Raw genomic sequence first — 17,846 nt, forward strand, 5'->3', positions numbered from 1 at the left:
CGTGATTTGTTGGCGCGCGGTACCTCGTATCCAACGAAGCACCGGACGGGGCGCCATAAATCATGCCTATCCCGGACGGCACCCCACCCCGCCCCCGACCCCGCCCCCACCTCCCCCCGGCCTCAACCGCAGCCGCCGGGCCAGGCGTAAACGACCACCCGCGCCCCCCGCACCCCCGTCACCGAGCACCGCTCGAACCCGGCGGCCAGGGCCTCGCGTTTGGCCGCCTCGCCCGGGTACGGGTCCAGCGGCTGCCCGGCCGGGTCGAGGAGCGCGATCACCCGGGGGGACCGCGACAGGCCCTCCCGGATCCGCTCCGGCGGCAGCTCGGCGCCGTGCAGGGTGCCCGAGTCGCGCGGGGACCGCTCCAGGGCCACGTCGCGCAGGCCCCCGTACACCCCGGGCGAGGACAGCAGCCACTCGCGCCGCCGGGACGGCATGAAGAGCACGGCGTCCCCCGGCCGGGCAAGTTCCCGTACGACGGCTGCGACGCCGAGCGCGTCGTCCTTGCGGCTCTCAGGGGTCCGCAGCCACCCCGACCACACCGCGGCGGGCACCAGCAGCGCCGCCACCAGCGGCCACGCCCACCGGACGCGCGCCCCGGCGAGCCGGGTCCCGGCGAGGAGGGCGAGCCCGGCCAGGGCGTAGAGGACGTACCGGTCGACGTACCAGGGGTGCACCAGCGACACGACCATCAGCAGTCCGGGCGGCAGCAGGGCCAGCGGTACGGCCACCCGTACGAGCGCCCGGTCCGCGCCCCGGGCGAGCAGCAGCACCGCCGCCACGAGCACCCCGTACGCCGCCCAGTCCTGCCAGCTCGGCCGCCCGAGCCACCCCAGCTGCGCCTGGGCCTGCCTGGCGCTGACCACGGCCAGCGGCAACACCCCGGCCACCACCGCGCCGGCGCCCCACCGCCAACCGCGCGAGCGCCACGCGGCGGGGGCGTGCGCGAGCAGGGCCAGTACGGCGAACTCGTGCAGCCAGCAGCCCAGCAGCAGCACGGCCGCGTAGCCGGCCCACCGCTCGCGCAGCATCAGGTACGTCGCCCAGACCACGGCGGCGGCGACCAGCCCGTACGAGCGTCCCTCCTGGGCGTACATCTGCACGGGCGGCAGCAGCGCGTACCCGCACCCGGAGAACAGCGCGGCCCGCGCGGGCCGCGCGGGCCGCGCGGGCTCCCCCCGCCCACGAGCGAGCCGGTGCGCGACGGCGGCCACCCCGGCCGCGGCGAGGGCCGTGCCCACGACGGAGGGCAGGCGCAGCGCCCACAGCCCCCCGTCCCAAAAACCGAAGACACCGTGCATGAACAGGTAGTACAGCCCGTGCACGGCGTCGACCCGCCCGAGCAGCTCCCACAGCGCGCCCAGCGGCCGGTGGGCGACCTGCCAGGTGGTGGATTCGTCGCGCCACATGCTGCCGCCGCCGGGCCCGCGCTCCAGCCCGGCAAGGCCGAGCACGAGCGCGAGCAACACGGGCAGCCAGCGCCAAGGGGCCAGGTGGCGGATGACGGCCTCCGGGGTGCTTTCCGTCGAGGGGCGGGGACTCCATACTCGGGGTTCGGTCCGAGACCCGCGGAGGTGGGTGTGCGAAGGTTCCGATCGGCCGGTGGCGCGGCGGTGGTCCTGGCGGTCGTGGCGGTGCTGTGCGGGTGCGGTGCGGGCTCCGCGCCGGAGCCGGGCGGGCCCGCGCAGGGCCCCGGTTCCGCGGCCCCCACCACCGCGCAGCCGCAGTCCCAGGCCCCGACCCCGACCCCGACCCCGCCGCAGCCCTCCCCCGGCGGGACCCCGCCCTCCACCCCACCCCCCTCGGCGGACCCGACGGCCGCGCTCCTGGTCTCCGTCGTCCGCAGCGGCGGCTTCGCGGGCCGCACCTCGGGCCTGCTCGTCAAGGGCGACGGCTCCTGGACCCTCGTGGACGACAAGGCGCGTACGACGGGCAGCGGCAAACTGGCCCCGGCCGCCCTGGACACCCTGCGCGGCGCGCTGCGCGACGCGGACCTCGCCCACCTGCCCCGGACCATGAAGGCCGACCCGCCGGTCTACGACGGGTTCACCTACGCGTTCACGTACGGCGGTTACTCGGTCGCCGCCGACCAGGACGCCCTCACGCCCGGCCTGGAGAACGTCCTGGCGGCCCTCCCCGGTTTCAGCCCCGCCCCGTAGCCGCCCCGCCGCGGGGAGCCGCGGGGCGGGCGTCAGCCTGCGTCCCCTGTCCGAACCCCGCATAGCCGCAGGCCGGTGCCTCCTCTACGCTGCACCCCATCACGCGGGATCTTCAGGGGCGGGACATGGAACAGACACACACCACCCACAACGGCGCCGCGGCCACCCCAGGTGCCCAGCGGCGCGTGCTCGTGGTCGAGGACGACCGCACCATCGCCGACGCCATCGCGGCCCGGCTGCGCGCCGAGGGCTTCCAGGTGCAGGCCGCGTACGACGGCCCGGCCGCCGTGGCGGCGGCCGAGAGCTGGCTGCCCGAGCTGCTGGTGCTGGACGTCATGCTGCCCGGCTTCGACGGGCTGGAGGTGTGCCGGCGGGTCCAGGCGCAGCGGCCGGTCCCGGTGCTGATGCTGACCGCCCGGGACGACGAGACCGACATGCTGGTCGGTCTCGGGGTCGGGGCGGACGACTACATGACGAAGCCGTTCTCGATGCGTGAGCTGGCCGCGCGGGTCCACGTACTGCTGCGGCGGGTGGAGCGGGCCACGCTGGCCGCGCACGCCCCGCGCGGGGCGACGCTGCGGCTGGGCGATCTGGAGATCGACCACGCGCAGCGCCGGGTCCGGGTGCAGTCGGAGGACGTGCACCTGACGCCGACCGAGTTCGACCTGCTGGTGTGCCTGGCGGGGACCCCGCGGGCGGTGCTCTCGCGGGAGCAGCTCCTCGCCGAGGTGTGGGACTGGGCCGACGCGTCGGGGACCCGTACGGTCGACAGCCACATCAAGGCCCTGCGCCGGAAGATCGGCGCGGAGCGGATCCGTACCGTCCACGGCGTCGGGTACGCCCTGGAGACACCGGCCCAGACGTGAGCGGCCGGCACCCCGGGCCGGGGTTGCGGCCCTACTCGCCGTTCTCGATCAAGACGAAGCTGGGCGTGCTCGTCGTGGTCTCGGTGTTCATCACGACGGGTCTGCTGATGGTGGCCCTGCGGACCGAGACCGAGCTGCGGTTCATCACGGTGTTCTCGGTGATCGCCTCGATGCTGATCACCCAGTTCGTGGCGCACGGTCTGACGGCGCCGCTGGACGACATGACGCGGGTGGCTCGGGCGATATCCCACGGGGACTACACGCGCCGGGTGCGCGGGGCGGGGCGCCGCGACGAGCTGGGCGACCTGGCGTCGACGATCAATTTGATGGCGGACGACCTCGAGGCGGTGGACAGGCACCGTAAAGAACTGGTCGCGAACGTCTCGCACGAGCTGCGCACGCCGATCGCGGCGCTGCGGGCGGTGCTGGAGAACGTGGTGGACGGGGTCTCGGCCGCCGATCCGGAGACCATGCGCACGATGCTGAAGCAGACGGAGCGCCTGGGCCGGCTCGTGGAGACGCTGCTGGACCTGTCGCGGGTGGACAACGGGGTGGTGCCGTTGAAGGCGCGCCGCTTCGAGGTGTGGCCGTACCTGTCGGGGGTGCTGAAGGAGTCGGGGCTGGCGGCGGCCGGCCGGCCGGGGCTGTCGACGGGCTCGGGCGGGCACACCCGCAACGACGTCCACCTGCACCTGGACGTGTTCCCGCCGGAGCTGACGGCGTACGCGGACGCGGAGCGGCTGCACCAGGTGGTGGCGAACCTCATCGACAACGCGGTCAAGCACAGTCCGCCGCACGGCCGGGTCACGGTCCGGGCGCGGGCCGGCGGCGCGCCCGGGAGCCTGGCCCTGGAGGTCGTCGACGAGGGGCCGGGGATACCGGAGGCGGAGCGCCACCGGGTGTTCGAGCGGTTCAACCGGGGGTCGGCCCGGGGCGGCGACGGGGGCACCGGGCTGGGCCTGGCGATCGCCCGTTGGGCCGTCGGCCTGCACGGAGGGGACATCGGCGTGGCCGAATCGTCACGGGGTTGCCGAATCCTTGTCACCCTTCCGGGCAGCTCACCGGCGCCGTCTTGACGTAGGCTTCGAGGTGGGAAGGACATGATCTCGGCCACATGTGCCCGGGGTCGTCAGGGGTGCGAAGCCAGGGGGCCGCAACCTGGATGTCCCCTACCCGAACCACGCGTGTTTCCCGCCATTGGACGTGGCGAAACCCGCCGTTCGGTGTGACCTGCACGACGGAAGTCCCGCCCGGCCTGCAGGACACCGCCGAGGAGGCGTAGCCTTTATTCCCGCTGTCCATACCTTGTGAAGCGGAAGAGGGCGGTTGCCGCCGTGTCGCCACAGTCCCCCAGTAACTCGAGCACCACGACCGAAGCAGCAGAGGGCGGGAAGACCCCTGCCTCAGGCTTCGGCGCGAATGAGTGGCTCGTCGACGAGATCTATCAGCAGTACCTCCAGGACCCGAATTCGGTCGATCGGGCCTGGTGGGACTTCTTCGCCGACTACAAGCCGGGGGGCGCTGCCGCTCCCGTGAAGGCGGACGGTCCCGAGAAGTCCCCGACGACGGATGGCGCCTCCGCACAGGCCGCCACCGCCGCCGCAGCCCCACAGGCCTCCGTCGCAGCCGCCACGGGGGCGGCTCCCGCCGTGCCTGCACCGGCTCCCGCGCCCACACCTGTGTCAGCTCCTGCCCCTGCTCCTGCCACCCCCTCTGGTGCCCCTGCTGTGACTGTCACCTCCCAGGCCCCGGCCGCCGCACCGGCCGCGCCCTCCTCCCAGGCCCCGGCTCCGGCCGCCGCCACCCCGGCTCAGAAGGCCGCGCCCGCCACCGAGGCCCCCCAGGGCCCCGAACTGGTGACGCTCCGCGGCCCGGCCGCCGCCGTGGCGAAGAACATGAACGCCTCGCTGGAGGTGCCGACGGCCACGTCCGTCCGCGCCGTCCCGGTGAAGCTGCTGTTCGACAACCGCATCGTCATCAACAACCACCTCAAGCGCGCCCGCGGTGGGAAGATCTCCTTCACCCACCTCATCGGCTACGCGATGGTGCAGGCCATCAAGGCCATGCCGTCGATGAACTACTCCTTCGCGGAGAAGGACGGCAAGCCGACCCTGGTCAAGCCGGAGCACATCAACTTCGGTCTCGCGATCGACCTGGTGAAGGCCAACGGCGACCGCCAGCTCGTCGTCGCCGGCATCAAGAAGGCCGAGACCCTGAACTTCTTCGAGTTCTGGCAGGCCTACGAGGACATCGTCCGCCGCGCCCGCGTCGGCAAGCTGACGATGGACGACTTCACCGGTGTGACGGTCTCCCTGACCAACCCCGGCGGCCTGGGCACCGTGCACTCCGTGCCCCGCCTGATGCCCGGACAGTCGGTCATCATGGGCGTCGGCTCCATGGACTACCCCGCCGAGTTCCAGGGCACCTCGCAGGACACCCTGAACAAGCTGGGCATCTCCAAGGTCATGACCCTGACCTCGACCTACGACCACCGGGTCATCCAGGGCGCGGCCTCCGGCGAGTTCCTGCGCGTCGTCGCGAACATGCTGCTCGGCGAGAGCGGCTTCTACGACGACGTCTTCGAGGCCCTGCGCATCCCGTACGAGCCGGTCCGCTGGCTCCGGGACATCGACGCCTCGCACGACGACGACGTCACGAAGGCCGCCCGCGTCTTCGAGCTGATCCACTCCTACCGGGTCCGCGGCCACGTCATGGCCGACACCGACCCGCTGGAGTACAAGCAGCGCAAGCACCCCGACCTCGACATCACCGAGCACGGCCTCACCCTGTGGGACCTGGAGCGCGAGTTCGCGGTCGGCGGCTTCTCCGGCAAGTCGATGATGAAGCTCCGCGACATCCTCGGCGTGCTGCGCGACTCGTACTGCCGCACCACCGGCGTCGAGTTCATGCACATCCAGGACCCGAAGCAGCGCCGCTGGATCCAGGACCGCATCGAGCGCCCGCACTCCAAGCCGGAGCGCGAGGAGCAGCTGCGCATCCTGCGCCGCCTGAACGCGGCGGAGGCCTTCGAGACCTTCCTGCAGACGAAGTACGTCGGCCAGAAGCGGTTCTCCCTGGAGGGCGGCGAGTCCGTCATCCCGCTGCTCGACGCCGTCATCGACTCGGCCGCCGAGGCCCGCCTCGAAGAGGTCGCGATCGGCATGGCCCACCGCGGCCGCCTGAACGTCCTGGCGAACATCGTCGGCAAGTCGTACGCGCAGATCTTCCGCGAGTTCGAGGGCAACCTCGACCCGAAGTCCATGCACGGCTCCGGCGACGTCAAGTACCACCTGGGCGCCGAGGGCACCTTCACGGGCCTGGACGGCGAGCAGATCAAGGTCTCGCTCGTCGCGAACCCCTCGCACCTGGAGGCGGTGGACCCGGTCCTGGAGGGCGTGGTCCGCGCCAAGCAGGACATCATCAACAAGGGCGGCACGGACTTCACGGTCCTGCCCGTCGCCCTGCACGGTGACGCGGCCTTCGCGGGCCAGGGTGTGGTCGCCGAGACGCTGAACATGTCGCAGCTGCGCGGCTACCGCACCGGCGGCACCGTCCACGTCGTGATCAACAACCAGGTCGGCTTCACCGCCGCCCCGGAGTCCTCGCGTTCGTCGATGTACGCCACCGACGTGGCCCGCATGATCGAGGCGCCGATCTTCCACGTGAACGGTGACGACCCGGAGGCCGTGGTCCGCATCGCGCGGCTCGCCTTCGAGTTCCGCCAGGCGTTCAACAAGGACGTGGTCATCGACCTCATCTGCTACCGCCGCCGCGGTCACAACGAGTCGGACAACCCGGCGTTCACGCAGCCGCTGATGTACGACCTGATCGACAAGAAGCGCTCGGTGCGCAAGCTGTACACCGAGTCCCTCATCGGTCGCGGCGACATCACCCTGGAAGAGGCCGAGCAGGCGCTCCAGGACTTCCAGGGCCAGCTGGAGAAGGTCTTCGCGGAGGTCCGCGAGGCCGCCACGCAGCCCGCGATCGCCGCGCCGGCCCCGGTCGCACAGGCCGACTTCCCGGTCGCCGTGAACACGGCGGTCTCCCCGGAGGTCGTCAAGCGGATCGCCGAGTCGCAGGTCAACGTCCCCGAGACGGTCACCGTGCACCCGCGTCTGCTGCCGCAGCTCCAGCGCCGTGCCGCGATGATCGACGACGGCACCATCGACTGGGGCATGGGCGAGACCCTGGCCTTCGGTTCGCTGCTGATGGAGGGCACCCCGGTCCGCCTGTCGGGCCAGGACTCCCGCCGCGGCACCTTCGGCCAGCGCCACGCGGTCCTCATCGACCGGGAGACGGGCGAGGACTACACCCCGCTGCAGTACCTCGCGGACGACCAGGCCCGCTACAACGTCTACGACTCGCTGCTCTCCGAGTACGCGGCCATGGGCTTCGAGTACGGCTACTCGCTGGCCCGCCCGGACGCGCTGGTCCTCTGGGAGGCCCAGTTCGGTGACTTCGTCAACGGGGCGCAGACCGTCGTCGACGAGTTCATCTCCTCGGCGGAGCAGAAGTGGGGCCAGACCTCCGGCGTCACCCTGCTCCTCCCGCACGGCTACGAGGGCCAGGGCCCGGACCACTCGTCCGCCCGCCCGGAGCGCTTCCTCCAGATGTGCGCGCAGGACAACATGACGGTCGCGATGCCGACCCTGCCGTCGAACTACTTCCACCTGCTGCGCTGGCAGGTCCACAACCCGCACCACAAGCCGCTCATCGTCTTCACCCCGAAGTCGATGCTGCGTCTGAAGGCGGCGGCGTCGAAGGCGGAGGAGTTCACGAACGGCTCGTTCCGTCCGGTCATCGGCGACTCGACCGTGGACCCGAGCGCGGTCCGCAAGGTCGTCTTCTGCGCGGGCAAGGTCTACTACGACCTGGAGGCCGAGCGGGAGAAGCGCGGCATCACCGACACCGCGATCATCCGCATCGAGCGGCTGTACCCGCTGCCGGGCGCGGAACTCCAGGCGGAGATCGCCAAGTTCCCGAACGCGGCGAAGTACATCTGGGCGCAGGAGGAGCCGGCGAACCAGGGTGCGTGGCCGTTCATCGCGCTGAACCTGATCGACCACCTCGACCTGGCGGTCGGCGCGGAGGTCCCGGCCGGTGAGCGTCTGCGGCGCATCTCTCGTCCGCACGGCTCGTCCCCGGCGGTGGGCTCCGCGAAGCGCCACCAGGCGGAGCAGCAGCTCCTGCTGAGCGAGGTCTTCGAGGCGTAGTCGCTGACGCGACCTGCACATGACGGAAGGCCCGGCCCCTCTACGGGGGGCCGGGCCTTCCGGCTTCGCCGACGGTGGCGGCATCAGCCAAAATCCAGGCTGGATGTGGCTACGGCTGGGGCTCGAAGTCCCAGTACGGGCGGGACTGTTGGCGGGCCGAGACGGTGTGGACGTGTTGGGGGCCCAGGGTGCGGGTCAGGGCTCTGAGGGCGGTGTCCTCGTGCTTGGCCGCCTCCGCGTCCTCCCGTACCGACCGGAGGTCCGCGGCCAGGGCGATCTGGGCGCTGAGCGCCATGGGGTGGTCGGGCCCGAGGACCTGTTCCGCGCCGCGCAGCGTCTCGCGGCCGAGGGCGAGCGCGTCGTCGAGGCGGCCGGTGATGTTGCGGTGTCCGGTGGCGTTGAGGGCGCAGCCCAGGGTCCAGGGGTGGCGGTCCCCGAGGGCGCCGCGCATGCCGACGAGGGCCTGTTCGGCGAGGTTGAGCGCTTCGGCGCGTTCGCCCTGGGCGCGCAGCACGAGGGCGAGGTTGCCGACGGTGCCGATGCTGTACGGGTGGGCGAGGCCCAGCTGCGACTGGTAGCCGCGGACGACTTCCTCGGAGATCCGGCGGGCCTCCTCGATGTCCCCGTACTCGCGCAGGTAGGTGGCGTAGTCGGAGGCGACCATCAGCGTCCAGGGGAATTCGGCGCCGAAGACGCGGGTGGAGCGTTCCAGTACGCCGCGCAGCCGGGCGCCCGCGCCGGGGATGTCGCCGGAGCGGCGCAGGCACATGCCGAGGTTGTGTTCGGCGCGCAGGGTCTGGGGGTGGTTGGGGCCGAGGACCTGGGTGTTGAGTTTGAGGCCCTGTTCCTGGCGGGCGAGGGCTTCGCGGTAGCGGCCCATGAGGCGCAGTCCCATGGCGCAGCCGATGCCGGAGGAGAGGGTGGCGATGTGCCGGACCCGCAGGACGCGTTCGCGGCGGCGCAGGGTGTCGAGGTCGGTGTCGTAGGCCTCCTGGTAGCGGCCGAGGAGGCGCAGGGCGACGGCGACGTTGTTCTGGGCGCCGAGGGTGGTGGAGTCGTCCTCGCCGAGGAGTTCGCGGTAGGTGGCGAAGGCGTGTTCCAGCAGGTCGCGGGCCTTTTCGAATTTGGCGGTGGCGAGGAGGACGCCGGCGTAGGTGCTGGTGGCGCGCAGGGTCTCCAGGTCGCGGTCGCCGCGTTCGGCGAGGAGCCGGTCGGCGACGGAGCGGGCGAGGACCTCGGCCTGCCGGAAGTGGCCGAGCATGCGCAGGGCGCCGCCGTGGTGGTAGCTGAGTTCGCGGACCTGGTCGTGGTCGTCGCCGAGCATGGCCCGCCAGACCCCGTCGGTCTGTTCGGACAGGCGCAGGCAGGTGCGGTACTCGCCGGCGAGGATCAGGTAGCGCAGGCAGTGCAGCAGGAAGGCCTGGATGCGGGGGTTGCTGCTGGTCAGGACGCCCGCGGAGTCGAGGTGCGGGATGAGTTCGGCGTAGCGGGGCCAGAGCCGGGAGTCGGTGGGGCGGCCGGGGTCGGCGGCGGCGAGGACCTGGCGGACGGCGCGGGAGAGCTGGTCGGCCTCTTCCTCGGCGAGGTTCTCGCGGACGATGTTGTGGACCATGCGGTGCAGTTGCACGGTTTCCAGGCCGCCGCCCTCCTCGACGGACAGGTCGGAGTACTCGAGGCGGACGACGGAGAACTGGACGAGTTTGTTGAGGGCGGCGTTCCAGCGGATCTGGTCGTTAATCAGGCCGGCGAGGTGTTCGGGGACGTCGTCGGCGGGGAATTCGCGCAGCAGCCGCAGCGGGACCCGGCCGGGGGCGAAGAACACGAACAGCCGGAGCAGGGCGAGGGCGTCGGGGAAGTTCTCGCGGACGTTGTTGAGGAGTATGGCCAGGGCGGTCGGGAAGGGCAGCGGGTAGTCGTCGGAGAGGGTGACGGCCTCGTGGGAGTCGAGGCGGCGCTGGAGGAGTCCGAGGTACTCGCCGACGCCGATCGGGGAGTCGGCGAGCCAGCCGGCGGTCTGGTCGAGGGCGAGGGGGTAGTCCTCCAGGGCCTCGGCGAGCTGGTCGGCCTCCTCGCCGGTGAGGCGGCGGGCGCGGCGGCGGATGAAGGTGACCGATTCGGGGCGGGCGTAGAGGGGGACCTCGACGAGGCTGCTGTGGCGGGTGGCCCATTCGCGGTTGCGGGAGGTGATGATGACGTCGCCGGCGCCGGAGGGCAGCAGGTCGGTGAGGTCGTCGGGGTTGTCGCAGCCGTCGAAGACGAGCAGCCAGCGGTGGTAGGGGGAGCCGCGGCGCAGGGCTTCGAGGACGGAGCGGATCTGCTCGCCGTAGCTGCCGGCGCCGCGCGGCAGGCCGAGGGCGGGGGCGAGGTCGGCGAGGCGTTCGCGCAGGGTGGGCCGGTCCTCGGCGGGGACCCACCAGACGACGTCGTACTCGGAGGCGAAGCGGTAGGCGTACTCGGTGGCGACCTGGGTCTTGCCGACCCCCGACAGGCCGAGGAGGGTCACGGTGGAGGCGCCGGGCGGGGCTTCGGTGAGGGCGGCGCGCAGTCGGCCGATGACGTCGTTGCGGCCGGTGAAGCGCGGGTTGCGGCGCGGGACCCGGCCCCAGATCTCGGGCGGGTCGTTGGGGAAGCGGGGGCCTCGGCGGCCGGACTCGGTGCCGATGCGGTCGGTGGGGAGTTCCAGGCGGCGCAGGACCCGGTACTCGGCCTCGTAGGCGTCCAGGCCCCACAGGTCGGTCTTCTCCAGGGCGGCGACGGCGCTGGGCAGCGGGGAGTCGGTGAGGCAGACGGCGGCGAAGCGGCCGGGGTGGGACTCGGTGACGGTGCGCAGGGCGGTGTTCCACTCGTCGTCGGCGTGGGCGGCGAGGGAGAAGTAGCGCTCGCTGAGGACGAGGAGGATCCGGCCGCCGGCGCGGGCCAGGTCGTCGAGGGCCTCGGTCAGTCCGGGGCTGGTCTGGGGGTCCCAGCGCTGGAGGACGACGCGGTGGCCGTGTTCCTCCAGGCGGTGGGCGATCCACGCGGCCCAGGGGCGGTTGAAGCCCGCGAAGCTGATGACGAAGCGCTGCGGCTGGGCGGCTCCGTCGCGGTCGTGACGCGTACCGGTAACGGTCATGGCGGCCGTCTCCCTGGAATCCGGCGGTGGACGGGAAGGGGAGGGGTGGAGCGGGATTGAAAGGTACCGCAGCGGACGGGGCGTCAGGGGGTGTCAGGCGTGGGCGAACGCGGCGAGTTCGGGGTGTGCCTCGCACCAGGCGCGACGTTCGCGGTCGACGGCGCGGCGGGCGGTGGCGTGCTGGTCGCCGGGCGGTGGCAGTTCGTCCATGGCGTGTTCGGCTCCGGCCATTCCTTCGACGAACTCGCGTCCGGTGACGGTGAGTTGCTGGTTGCCGCGCAGGGCCGGGAGGACGGCGGCGACCTGGGCGCGGACCCGGGCGTGCTGGGCCCAGGCGCCGCGGGCGCCGTAGAGGGCGGCGCGCTGCCAGTACCCGGCCAGGGCGAGGTGGGCGTAGGTGCCGTGGAGGAGGCCCTCCAGGGGGCGGGGGTCCTCGCGCCAGGGGGCCCAGTGGCGGGGGGTGCGGTCGGCGGTGTGCAGGGTGAGGACGTCGGTGAGGGCGGCGAGTTTGCCGTGCTGCACCTCGTGGACCAGGGTCGCGGCGAGGGCGGGCGGGGCCTGGGCGCGGGCCAGGACCGAGCCGGCGGCGGCGGGGAGGGTGGCGCCGCTGGAGCGGGAGCCTCCGGCGAGGGGGACCACGGAGCGCAGCAGCCGGCCGATCTCGTCGGCGCGGGTGGAGTCGTAGCGTTCCAGCAGGGTGAGGGCGCCGGACCACTGGATGTCCCAGCGTTTGTGGCCCTTGGGGGTGAGGCGGCGGGCGGGGCGTACGGGGGTCGGGCGGCCGGTGGTGGGTCCGGCGGCGGGGACGCGGTAGGGGTCGAGGTCGTCGAGGGCGGTGCGGCCGCCGGGCAGGGGGTGCAGGGGGAGGGTGTCGTGGGTGTCCCAGGAGCGTTCGGTCAGGGCGAGCGGGCCGGGGCGGTCGGGGCGGAGCAGGCCGAGGGTGGGCAGGACGAGGCGGCCTTGCACGGGCCGCAGGGTGGTCTTGAAGCTGATCCCGGCGCGCAGGGCGGCGGCGACGGCGAGGGCCCCGAGGTGGCCGAGGTCGGGGGCGGGCCCGTTCGGGGCGTGCAGCCGGCGCAGGGTCTCCTCGGCCCAGACGCCGGTGGCGGGGTAGTGCAGGACGTCGCGGACGGCGTCGGGGTCCTGGCGTTCGGCCTCCTCCAGGAGCGCCCAGCGTTCGGCGCTCTCGCCGCCGGGGGCGGCGTCGAGTACGGCGCGCAGCAGGACGAGGCGTTTGGAGCGGCGTACGTCGTGCACGAGGCGGGTGCCCTCCGCCGAGGGTTCGGTGGAGGCGAGGGCGCGCAGGGTGTGGGAGCTGACGGCGAAGGGCGCCAGGGCGGCGGGGGCGGCCGGGCCCGGGGGGCGGGGGCCGTCGGGGCGGTTGCCGTCGGGGCCGGTGTGCTGGGCGGGGAGGGCCGCGCGGGTGGCCGGCGCGCCGGTGGTTGCGGTGCGACGCGTGGCTTCGGCTCGGTGGGTCATGACGCGGCCCGTCCCGTCGTGGCGGCCGCGTGCAGTGCGCGGGCGATGTGCCGGATGAGGATCTGGAGGTCGGCGCAGTACACGGACGGCTGCCGGAAGCCCTCGCCCGCGCGGTAGCGGTGCGGGTAGTGCCCGCCGCCGCACACCTCGACGAGCGCGCAGGCCCGGCAGCCGTCCGCGAGGGCCTCCCGGCCGAGCTGGCGGGCGGCGAAGCCGGGGTGGTCGAGGAGCTGGTCGAAGCTGTGGGTGTCGAGGGTCATGCCGGTCGCGGCGGCCCCTTCGTACGCGGATTTCAGCGAGTCGGCCTGTTCGATGCTGCCGTCGGTCTCGACGACGGCGGTGGTGGCGGGCGCCAGGCCCAGGGTCTCGGTGGCGGCGGGCAGGCCGAGGAGCAGGGCGACGACCTCTTCGAAGACGCGGATCCGGGTCCGCCGTGCCGTGTCGTGCCACCAGCGGTCGAAGACGGCGACGAGCCAGTCCCCGTACGGGGTCCCGGATCCGCCGTGGCCGGGCGGCGGGGTGTTCCAGTTGGCGAGGGGCAGCAGCAGGCCGAGGGTGGGCGGCGCGAAGGCGAGGAGGGACTCGTACGTCTCCACCGGGTCCTGGGCCACGTCGACCACGCACAGCAGTCCGGCGTAGCTCGCGGGGTGCCGGACGAGCAGCCGCAGTCCCCGGGCGGCGGCGGCGAAGCCGGGCCGCCCGGTGTGGTCGATGCGGCGGGAGTTGTGCGCGGGCAGCCCGCCGTCGAGGCTGACGCCGACCCGGATCCCGGCGGCGGCGAGGGCGGCGAGCCGGCCCCGGGTGAGCAGGGTGCCGTTGGTCTGCACGCTCGCGGTGACCCGGGTGCGGGGCGAGCGGCGGGCCAGGGCGGCCCGTACGGCCTCGACGGGGGCGGCCAGGTGGTCGGGCGCGGCGAGGAGGGGTTCCCCGCCGTGCAGGACCAGGTCGACGCGGGTCAGTCCGTGGGCGGCGGCGTGCTCGGCGATCCGCTGGGCGGCGCGCAGGGCGGTCGCGGGGGTCATGGTGGCGGGGCGGGTGCGCCAGCTGCGGTCGGCCATCTCGTAGACGTAGCAGTAGGTGCAGGCGAGGTTGCAGCGGCTGTGGGTCTTGAGCACGAACTGCCGTATCGGCTCCGCCCGGTGCCCGGCGGCCCGCAGCGCGGGCACGTCGAGCCGCGCGTAGGGCCAGGGGGCGTGGCGCAGGTGCTGCACACCGGGGACGCCGGGGTCGGGTGTGTGCGGCGGGATCATCGCCCGTGCCTCCCTCCCCGGCCGTCGCCGCCGGGGGTGGCCCCGGCGGACTGCCCATCCCTGCCCCTCGGACGGGCCCCGCTAACGGCGGAAAGTGGTCAACTCCCGGCGGAGGCGGCCTAGACGACGCCGGAGTCGAAGGCGTTGAGGATCTCGGCGGGGTGGGTGACCCGTTCCACCATGCCCTCGATGACCTCGGCGAGCACCGGGTGGTCGATCCCGCGCAGCGCGGCCAGGTCGAGGCCGGAGAGGTCGGGGAGCTGGCCGGGGCAGGGGCGGGGGGCCGCCCGGGGCGGCGCGGGCAGCGGGGTGGTCGCGGGTGCTGGGGTGGTCGCGGGTGCTGTCACGTCCTGACGTCCGGTCACCATGGGCGGCCCGTCCCCCTGTCGTGTGCGGTGGTCACTGCGCTGGTCGTTCGGCTCTTCCCGCCGTCCGGCGGGCGGAAACGGCTCAGGTGGCGGCCTCCAGGGCGTGGATGCGTGCCTGGACGGCCCGGGCGCGCTCGCCGGCGGGCGCGCCGAGGCCCTGCCACAGCTCCAGGGCGGCACGGTAGGCGTCCAGGGCGGCGCGGGGGCGGGCCAGCCGTTCCAGGACCTCGCCGCGCAGTTCCTGGGCGCGGGCGGCGAGGTGGAGGGCGGCGGTGTCGGTGCGGGGGGCGGCGCGGTCGGCCTCCAGGGCGGCGCGCCAGGCCCGGCGGTAGGAGTCGGCGGCGCGGTCGAGGCGGTCGGCGGTGCGGGTGTGGGCGTGGATCTCCTGCTGGACGTCGCCGTGTTCCCGCCAGGCGCGGGCCCGGTCCAGGGGGCCGTGGGCCTGCCGGGCGGCCAGCTCCAGCAGGTACTCCGCCTCCCGGAGGTCGACGAGGTCCCCCTCGTAGGCGTGCCGCAGCCGCAGCCCGGTGGCGAGGCGCAGCAGCCGGTACGCGGATCCGGGGTCGGACTGGGGCACGGCCGCCCGGCTCTCGCGCAGGACCCGTACGGCGAGGGAGGCGAAGCGGCGGCCGTCGGCGGCGCGGGCCCGGTCCAGGAGTACGTCGCCCCACTCGGGCAGCAGCTCCGCGAAGGCGTCGGCGTCGCGGGGGATCAGGGCGCGGGCCCGCCCGTACGCCTCGGCGGCCTGCTCCAGGGCGGCCGGGTCCGCGTCGCGGGCGTGGCGGGCGCGGTGCACGCGGGCCAGGCACAGCAGGGCGGCGAGCCGCAGTTCGGGTTCCCGTACGGCTTCCTCCAGGGCCCGCGCCAGCTGTCCGGCGGCCTCCTCCAGCCGCCCGGGCAGGTGGCGCAGGGCTTCGGCGAGTTCCACCCTCACGCGGGCCCGGGCGGCCCGTCCGGGGGTGCCGTCCGGCTGGGCGGCGAGGCCGGGCGTCAGGTGGGCTGCGGCCTGTTCGGCGAGGGCGGTGCGTTCGGCGGGGTCCGGGGTGCGGGGCAGGAGGGCCAGCAGGACCCGGCCGAGGGCCAGGAGGAGTTCTGGGTGCGTGGGGGTGGGGCCGGGTTCCAGGAGGGCTTCCAGCGCGGCCCGTGCCTCGCGCAGCGGCCCGGCGTCCTCGCGCAGTTCGCCGAGCCGGATCAGGGTCCGGGCGCGGCGCACGGCGCAGTCCCGGCGCAGTTCCGTGTCGGGGCCGGCGGCGGCTCCGGCGGCGGCGAACTCCCGGTCGGCGGCGGCGAGCAGCTCGGCGTCGGGGCCGCCCGCGAGGGCCCGCTCGTACAGGACGCGGCCGAGCACCGCCCAGGCGGCGGCCGTGCGGAGCCCGGTCAGGGCCCGTTCGGCTTCGTCGAGGAGGTCCGGGTCGCGTTGTTCGGCCCACAGCCGGAGCAGGACGGCGGCGAGTTCGGTCTCGGCCTCCTCGGGCGGGTCCCCGGGTCCGGGCGGGGCGGCCACGGCCCGTCTCAGCAGGGCGGCGGCCTCGTGGAGGGCGCGGGCGTCGGCGTCGGCGAGGCGGGCGCGGGCGGCGCGCACCGACCGGGTGCGGCCGGGCGCGGGGGGTGCGGGGGGTGCGGTGGGCGGGGCCGGTTCTTCCGGGGGGCCGGGCAGGTAGCGGCGTACGACTTTGGCGGAGACGTGCGCGAAGGCCTGCGGGGGGCCGGCCGGGGGGACCCGGCCCGGTTCGGTCGCGGGGTCGGCGGCGGGGACTCCGGTCAGCTGGGAGACGGCGAGGGCGGGGAAGTTGCGTACGCCCCGGCCGAAGTGGGCCAGGACGTACTCCGAGCAGTGCTTGAGGACCAGTGCGGCTTCGTCCCGGCCCAGGGGCCCGAGCAGTACGTCCTGGACGCCGGGGACGAACTCGTACCAGAGGCCGGGGGCTTCGCCGCTGCGCCGCAGCAGCCCGCTGAGCAGGACCTCGGCCAGGTCGGAGGGTTCGGAGTCGGGCAGCATCGTGCGCTGTACGAGCCGCATGACGGGCAGGGTGAGCGGTGCCGCCGACAGGTACACGGCGAGCTGTACGGCGCCGGGGGCGGCGGTGGAGCGGAAGCGGCGGACCAGTTCGTGCGGCGGCCGGGCGGCCCGGGGCGGGGGCAGGGGTGAGGCGGGGTGGCGGGCGAGGACCCGGCCGACCTCGGCCGGTACGGGGCCGGTGCCCAGTCCGGCGACGAGCCGCGCCCAGGCGCCGAGCGCGGTGGCGCTGGGCGGGAGGACGGGCACGGTGAGTCCGCCGGCGGGCCGGCCCGGCCGGGGTGCCCGGTCCGCGCGGAACCTCAGCTTCGGTCCGGCGCCGGGGTCTCCCGTACCGCCCGTGGCGCGCTCCAGCACTCCGCGTTCGGTGGGCAGCCAGCTGCGGTTCCACAGCCGCTGCGGCAGTGGCTGGACGACCACGCAGGGGGTGCACTGTGCCCAGCGGTGGAGCAGCCGCTGGGCCTCGCCCTCCCGCCAGACGGGTCCGGCGCAGTCGGAGACGAGCATGGTGAGGGTCCGGCCGGTGGGGTCGCGCAGCTGGTCGGCGGAGCGCAGCCCGCCCCGGGCGGAGTCCCGCGAGCCGCTGCCGTCGCCGGTGCAGGGTGCGCCGCCGGGGGCGGGGCCGCGTCCGACGGCGGGCATGCCGTCGGCGAGCCGGTGCAGGTAGTGGACCTGGACGTCGCGGAAGGCGCCCAGGCGTTCGCAGACGGCGCGCAGTTCCTCGAACATCTCCTGCCAGACGGCCATGGACGGGGAGGCGTCCATCACCAGCCGTACGGTCGCCTCGCGCCGGGTCTCCGGCCGGAAGACGGGGATGACCAGGCCGAGGGCGCGGGCGCTGGCCTCGGCGGTGGCGGCCTCGTCGAGGACGTGGCGGGTGGGCGGGCCGGGCGGGCGGTGGCGCTGGAGGGCGCGCAGGGCCCGCTGGATGTCGAGGATCCGGGGCAGCGCGGCCGCGCCGGGCACCCGTACGGGCATTCCGGCGGCGCCGGCGGGCCCGGCCGCGGCCGGTCCTCCCCCGCTGACGGGGATGCCGGGATCCGGTCCGGGGCCGGGGCGCTGCCCGGCACCGTCGGGGTAGAGCGTGACCGGGTCCTCGGGTTCCGGCCCGTCTCCCCTGCGTACGGGCGGCCCGGCGCCCTCCTCGGGCACCGCCTCCTGGCTGCCGGACCCGGCCCGCCGGTCCCCGGCCCGCGCGCCCTCCCGCTGCACGTCCGGCGTGCCGCCCCGCGCGGCCTCCCGCGTCCTGGCGGCCAGCCACAGGGCGTCGGCGAGCTCCTCGGCGGACGGATCGAGCCCGGCGGCCCGCAGCAGCCCGGCGAGGACGCGGATGCCCGGATCACGGGAGGCGGCGGAGGCGGAAGCTGCGGCCATGCCCC

General features: G+C 74.4%; 10 protein-coding genes. 4 read left to right on the forward strand and 6 right to left on the reverse strand.

Translation table 11 applies throughout. The features are described from left to right. Positions 1-122: 122 nt before the first annotated feature. Positions 123-1,472, reverse strand: coding sequence for a hypothetical protein (locus OOK31_RS11025; protein WP_267012256.1), 1,350 nt, complete (start codon positions 1,470-1,472; stop codon positions 123-125). Between the two features lie 111 nt (positions 1,473-1,583). On the opposite strand from OOK31_RS11025, the gene OOK31_RS11030 reads away from it, so the two are divergent. From OOK31_RS11030 to OOK31_RS11045, 4 genes are all read left to right on the forward strand, one after another. Then, positions 1,584-2,162 carry a hypothetical protein gene (locus OOK31_RS11030; protein WP_267012257.1) on the forward strand — a complete coding sequence of 193 codons (579 nt, stop codon included), beginning with the start codon at positions 1,584-1,586 and terminating at the stop codon, positions 2,160-2,162. 125 nt (positions 2,163-2,287) lie between these two features. Beyond that, on the forward strand, positions 2,288-3,028 hold the full coding sequence (locus OOK31_RS11035) for a response regulator transcription factor (RefSeq protein ID WP_267012258.1): 741 nt from the start codon (positions 2,288-2,290) through the stop codon (positions 3,026-3,028). Next, positions 3,025-4,104 carry a HAMP domain-containing sensor histidine kinase gene (locus OOK31_RS11040; protein WP_267012259.1) on the forward strand — a complete coding sequence of 360 codons (1,080 nt, stop codon included), beginning with the start codon at positions 3,025-3,027 and terminating at the stop codon, positions 4,102-4,104. Before OOK31_RS11035 ends, OOK31_RS11040 begins: the two co-directional genes overlap by 4 nt. 258 nt (positions 4,105-4,362) lie before the next feature. Beyond that, a complete protein-coding gene (locus tag OOK31_RS11045) occupies positions 4,363-8,241 on the forward strand; it encodes a multifunctional oxoglutarate decarboxylase/oxoglutarate dehydrogenase thiamine pyrophosphate-binding subunit/dihydrolipoyllysine-residue succinyltransferase subunit (protein WP_267012260.1) in 3,879 nt (1,292 codons plus the stop codon). 109 nt (positions 8,242-8,350) lie between these two features. Here the strand turns inward: OOK31_RS11045 and fxsT are convergent, their stop codons facing one another. The 5 genes from fxsT to OOK31_RS11070 all read right to left on the reverse strand — a co-directional run bounded on the left by fxsT (position 8,351) and on the right by OOK31_RS11070 (position 17,841). Next, on the reverse strand, positions 8,351-11,353 hold the full coding sequence (fxsT, locus tag OOK31_RS11050) for an FxSxx-COOH system tetratricopeptide repeat protein (protein ID WP_267012261.1): 3,003 nt from the start codon (positions 11,351-11,353) through the stop codon (positions 8,351-8,353). A gap of 93 nt (positions 11,354-11,446) precedes the next feature. Next, positions 11,447-12,832, reverse strand: coding sequence for an HEXXH motif domain-containing protein (locus tag OOK31_RS11055; RefSeq protein ID WP_267012262.1), 1,386 nt, complete (start codon positions 12,830-12,832; stop codon positions 11,447-11,449). Then, the gene (locus tag OOK31_RS11060; protein ID WP_267012263.1) at positions 12,829-14,082 is read right to left on the reverse strand and encodes an FxsB family cyclophane-forming radical SAM/SPASM peptide maturase; all 1,254 of its coding nucleotides are present in this window, start codon (positions 14,080-14,082) and stop codon (positions 12,829-12,831) included. The genes OOK31_RS11055 and OOK31_RS11060 overlap by 4 nt, the downstream gene beginning before the upstream one ends. 119 nt (positions 14,083-14,201) lie before the next feature. Then, entirely contained in the window at positions 14,202-14,450 is a 249-nt protein-coding gene (fxsA, locus tag OOK31_RS11065; protein ID WP_267012264.1) for an FxSxx-COOH cyclophane-containing RiPP peptide, read from the reverse strand. An 82-nt stretch (positions 14,451-14,532) separates the two neighbouring features. Further along, positions 14,533-17,841, reverse strand: a complete 3,309-nt coding sequence (locus OOK31_RS11070) for an SAV_2336 N-terminal domain-related protein (RefSeq protein WP_267012265.1) — start codon at positions 17,839-17,841, stop codon at positions 14,533-14,535. Positions 17,842-17,846 lie beyond the last annotated feature (5 nt).

The sequence above is a fragment of the Streptomyces sp. NBC_00249 genome (assembly GCF_026342355.1).
GTDB lineage: Bacteria > Actinomycetota > Actinomycetes > Streptomycetales > Streptomycetaceae > Streptomyces.

Bases quoted from the DNA above. Each gene is read 5' to 3' on its own strand.
- OOK31_RS11035 (WP_267012258.1), top strand. From the start codon at position 2,288: ATGGAACAGACACACACCACCCACAACGGCGCCGCGGCCACCCCAGGT.
- fxsT (WP_267012261.1), bottom strand. From the start codon at position 11,353: ATGACCGTTACCGGTACGCGTCACGACCGCGACGGAGCCGCCCAGCCG.
- OOK31_RS11055 (WP_267012262.1), bottom strand. From the start codon at position 12,832: ATGACCCACCGAGCCGAAGCCACGCGTCGCACCGCAACCACCGGCGCG.
- OOK31_RS11060 (WP_267012263.1), bottom strand. From the start codon at position 14,082: ATGATCCCGCCGCACACACCCGACCCCGGCGTCCCCGGTGTGCAGCAC.
- fxsA (WP_267012264.1), bottom strand. From the start codon at position 14,450: ATGGTGACCGGACGTCAGGACGTGACAGCACCCGCGACCACCCCAGCA.
- OOK31_RS11070 (WP_267012265.1), bottom strand. From the start codon at position 17,841: ATGGCCGCAGCTTCCGCCTCCGCCGCCTCCCGTGATCCGGGCATCCGC.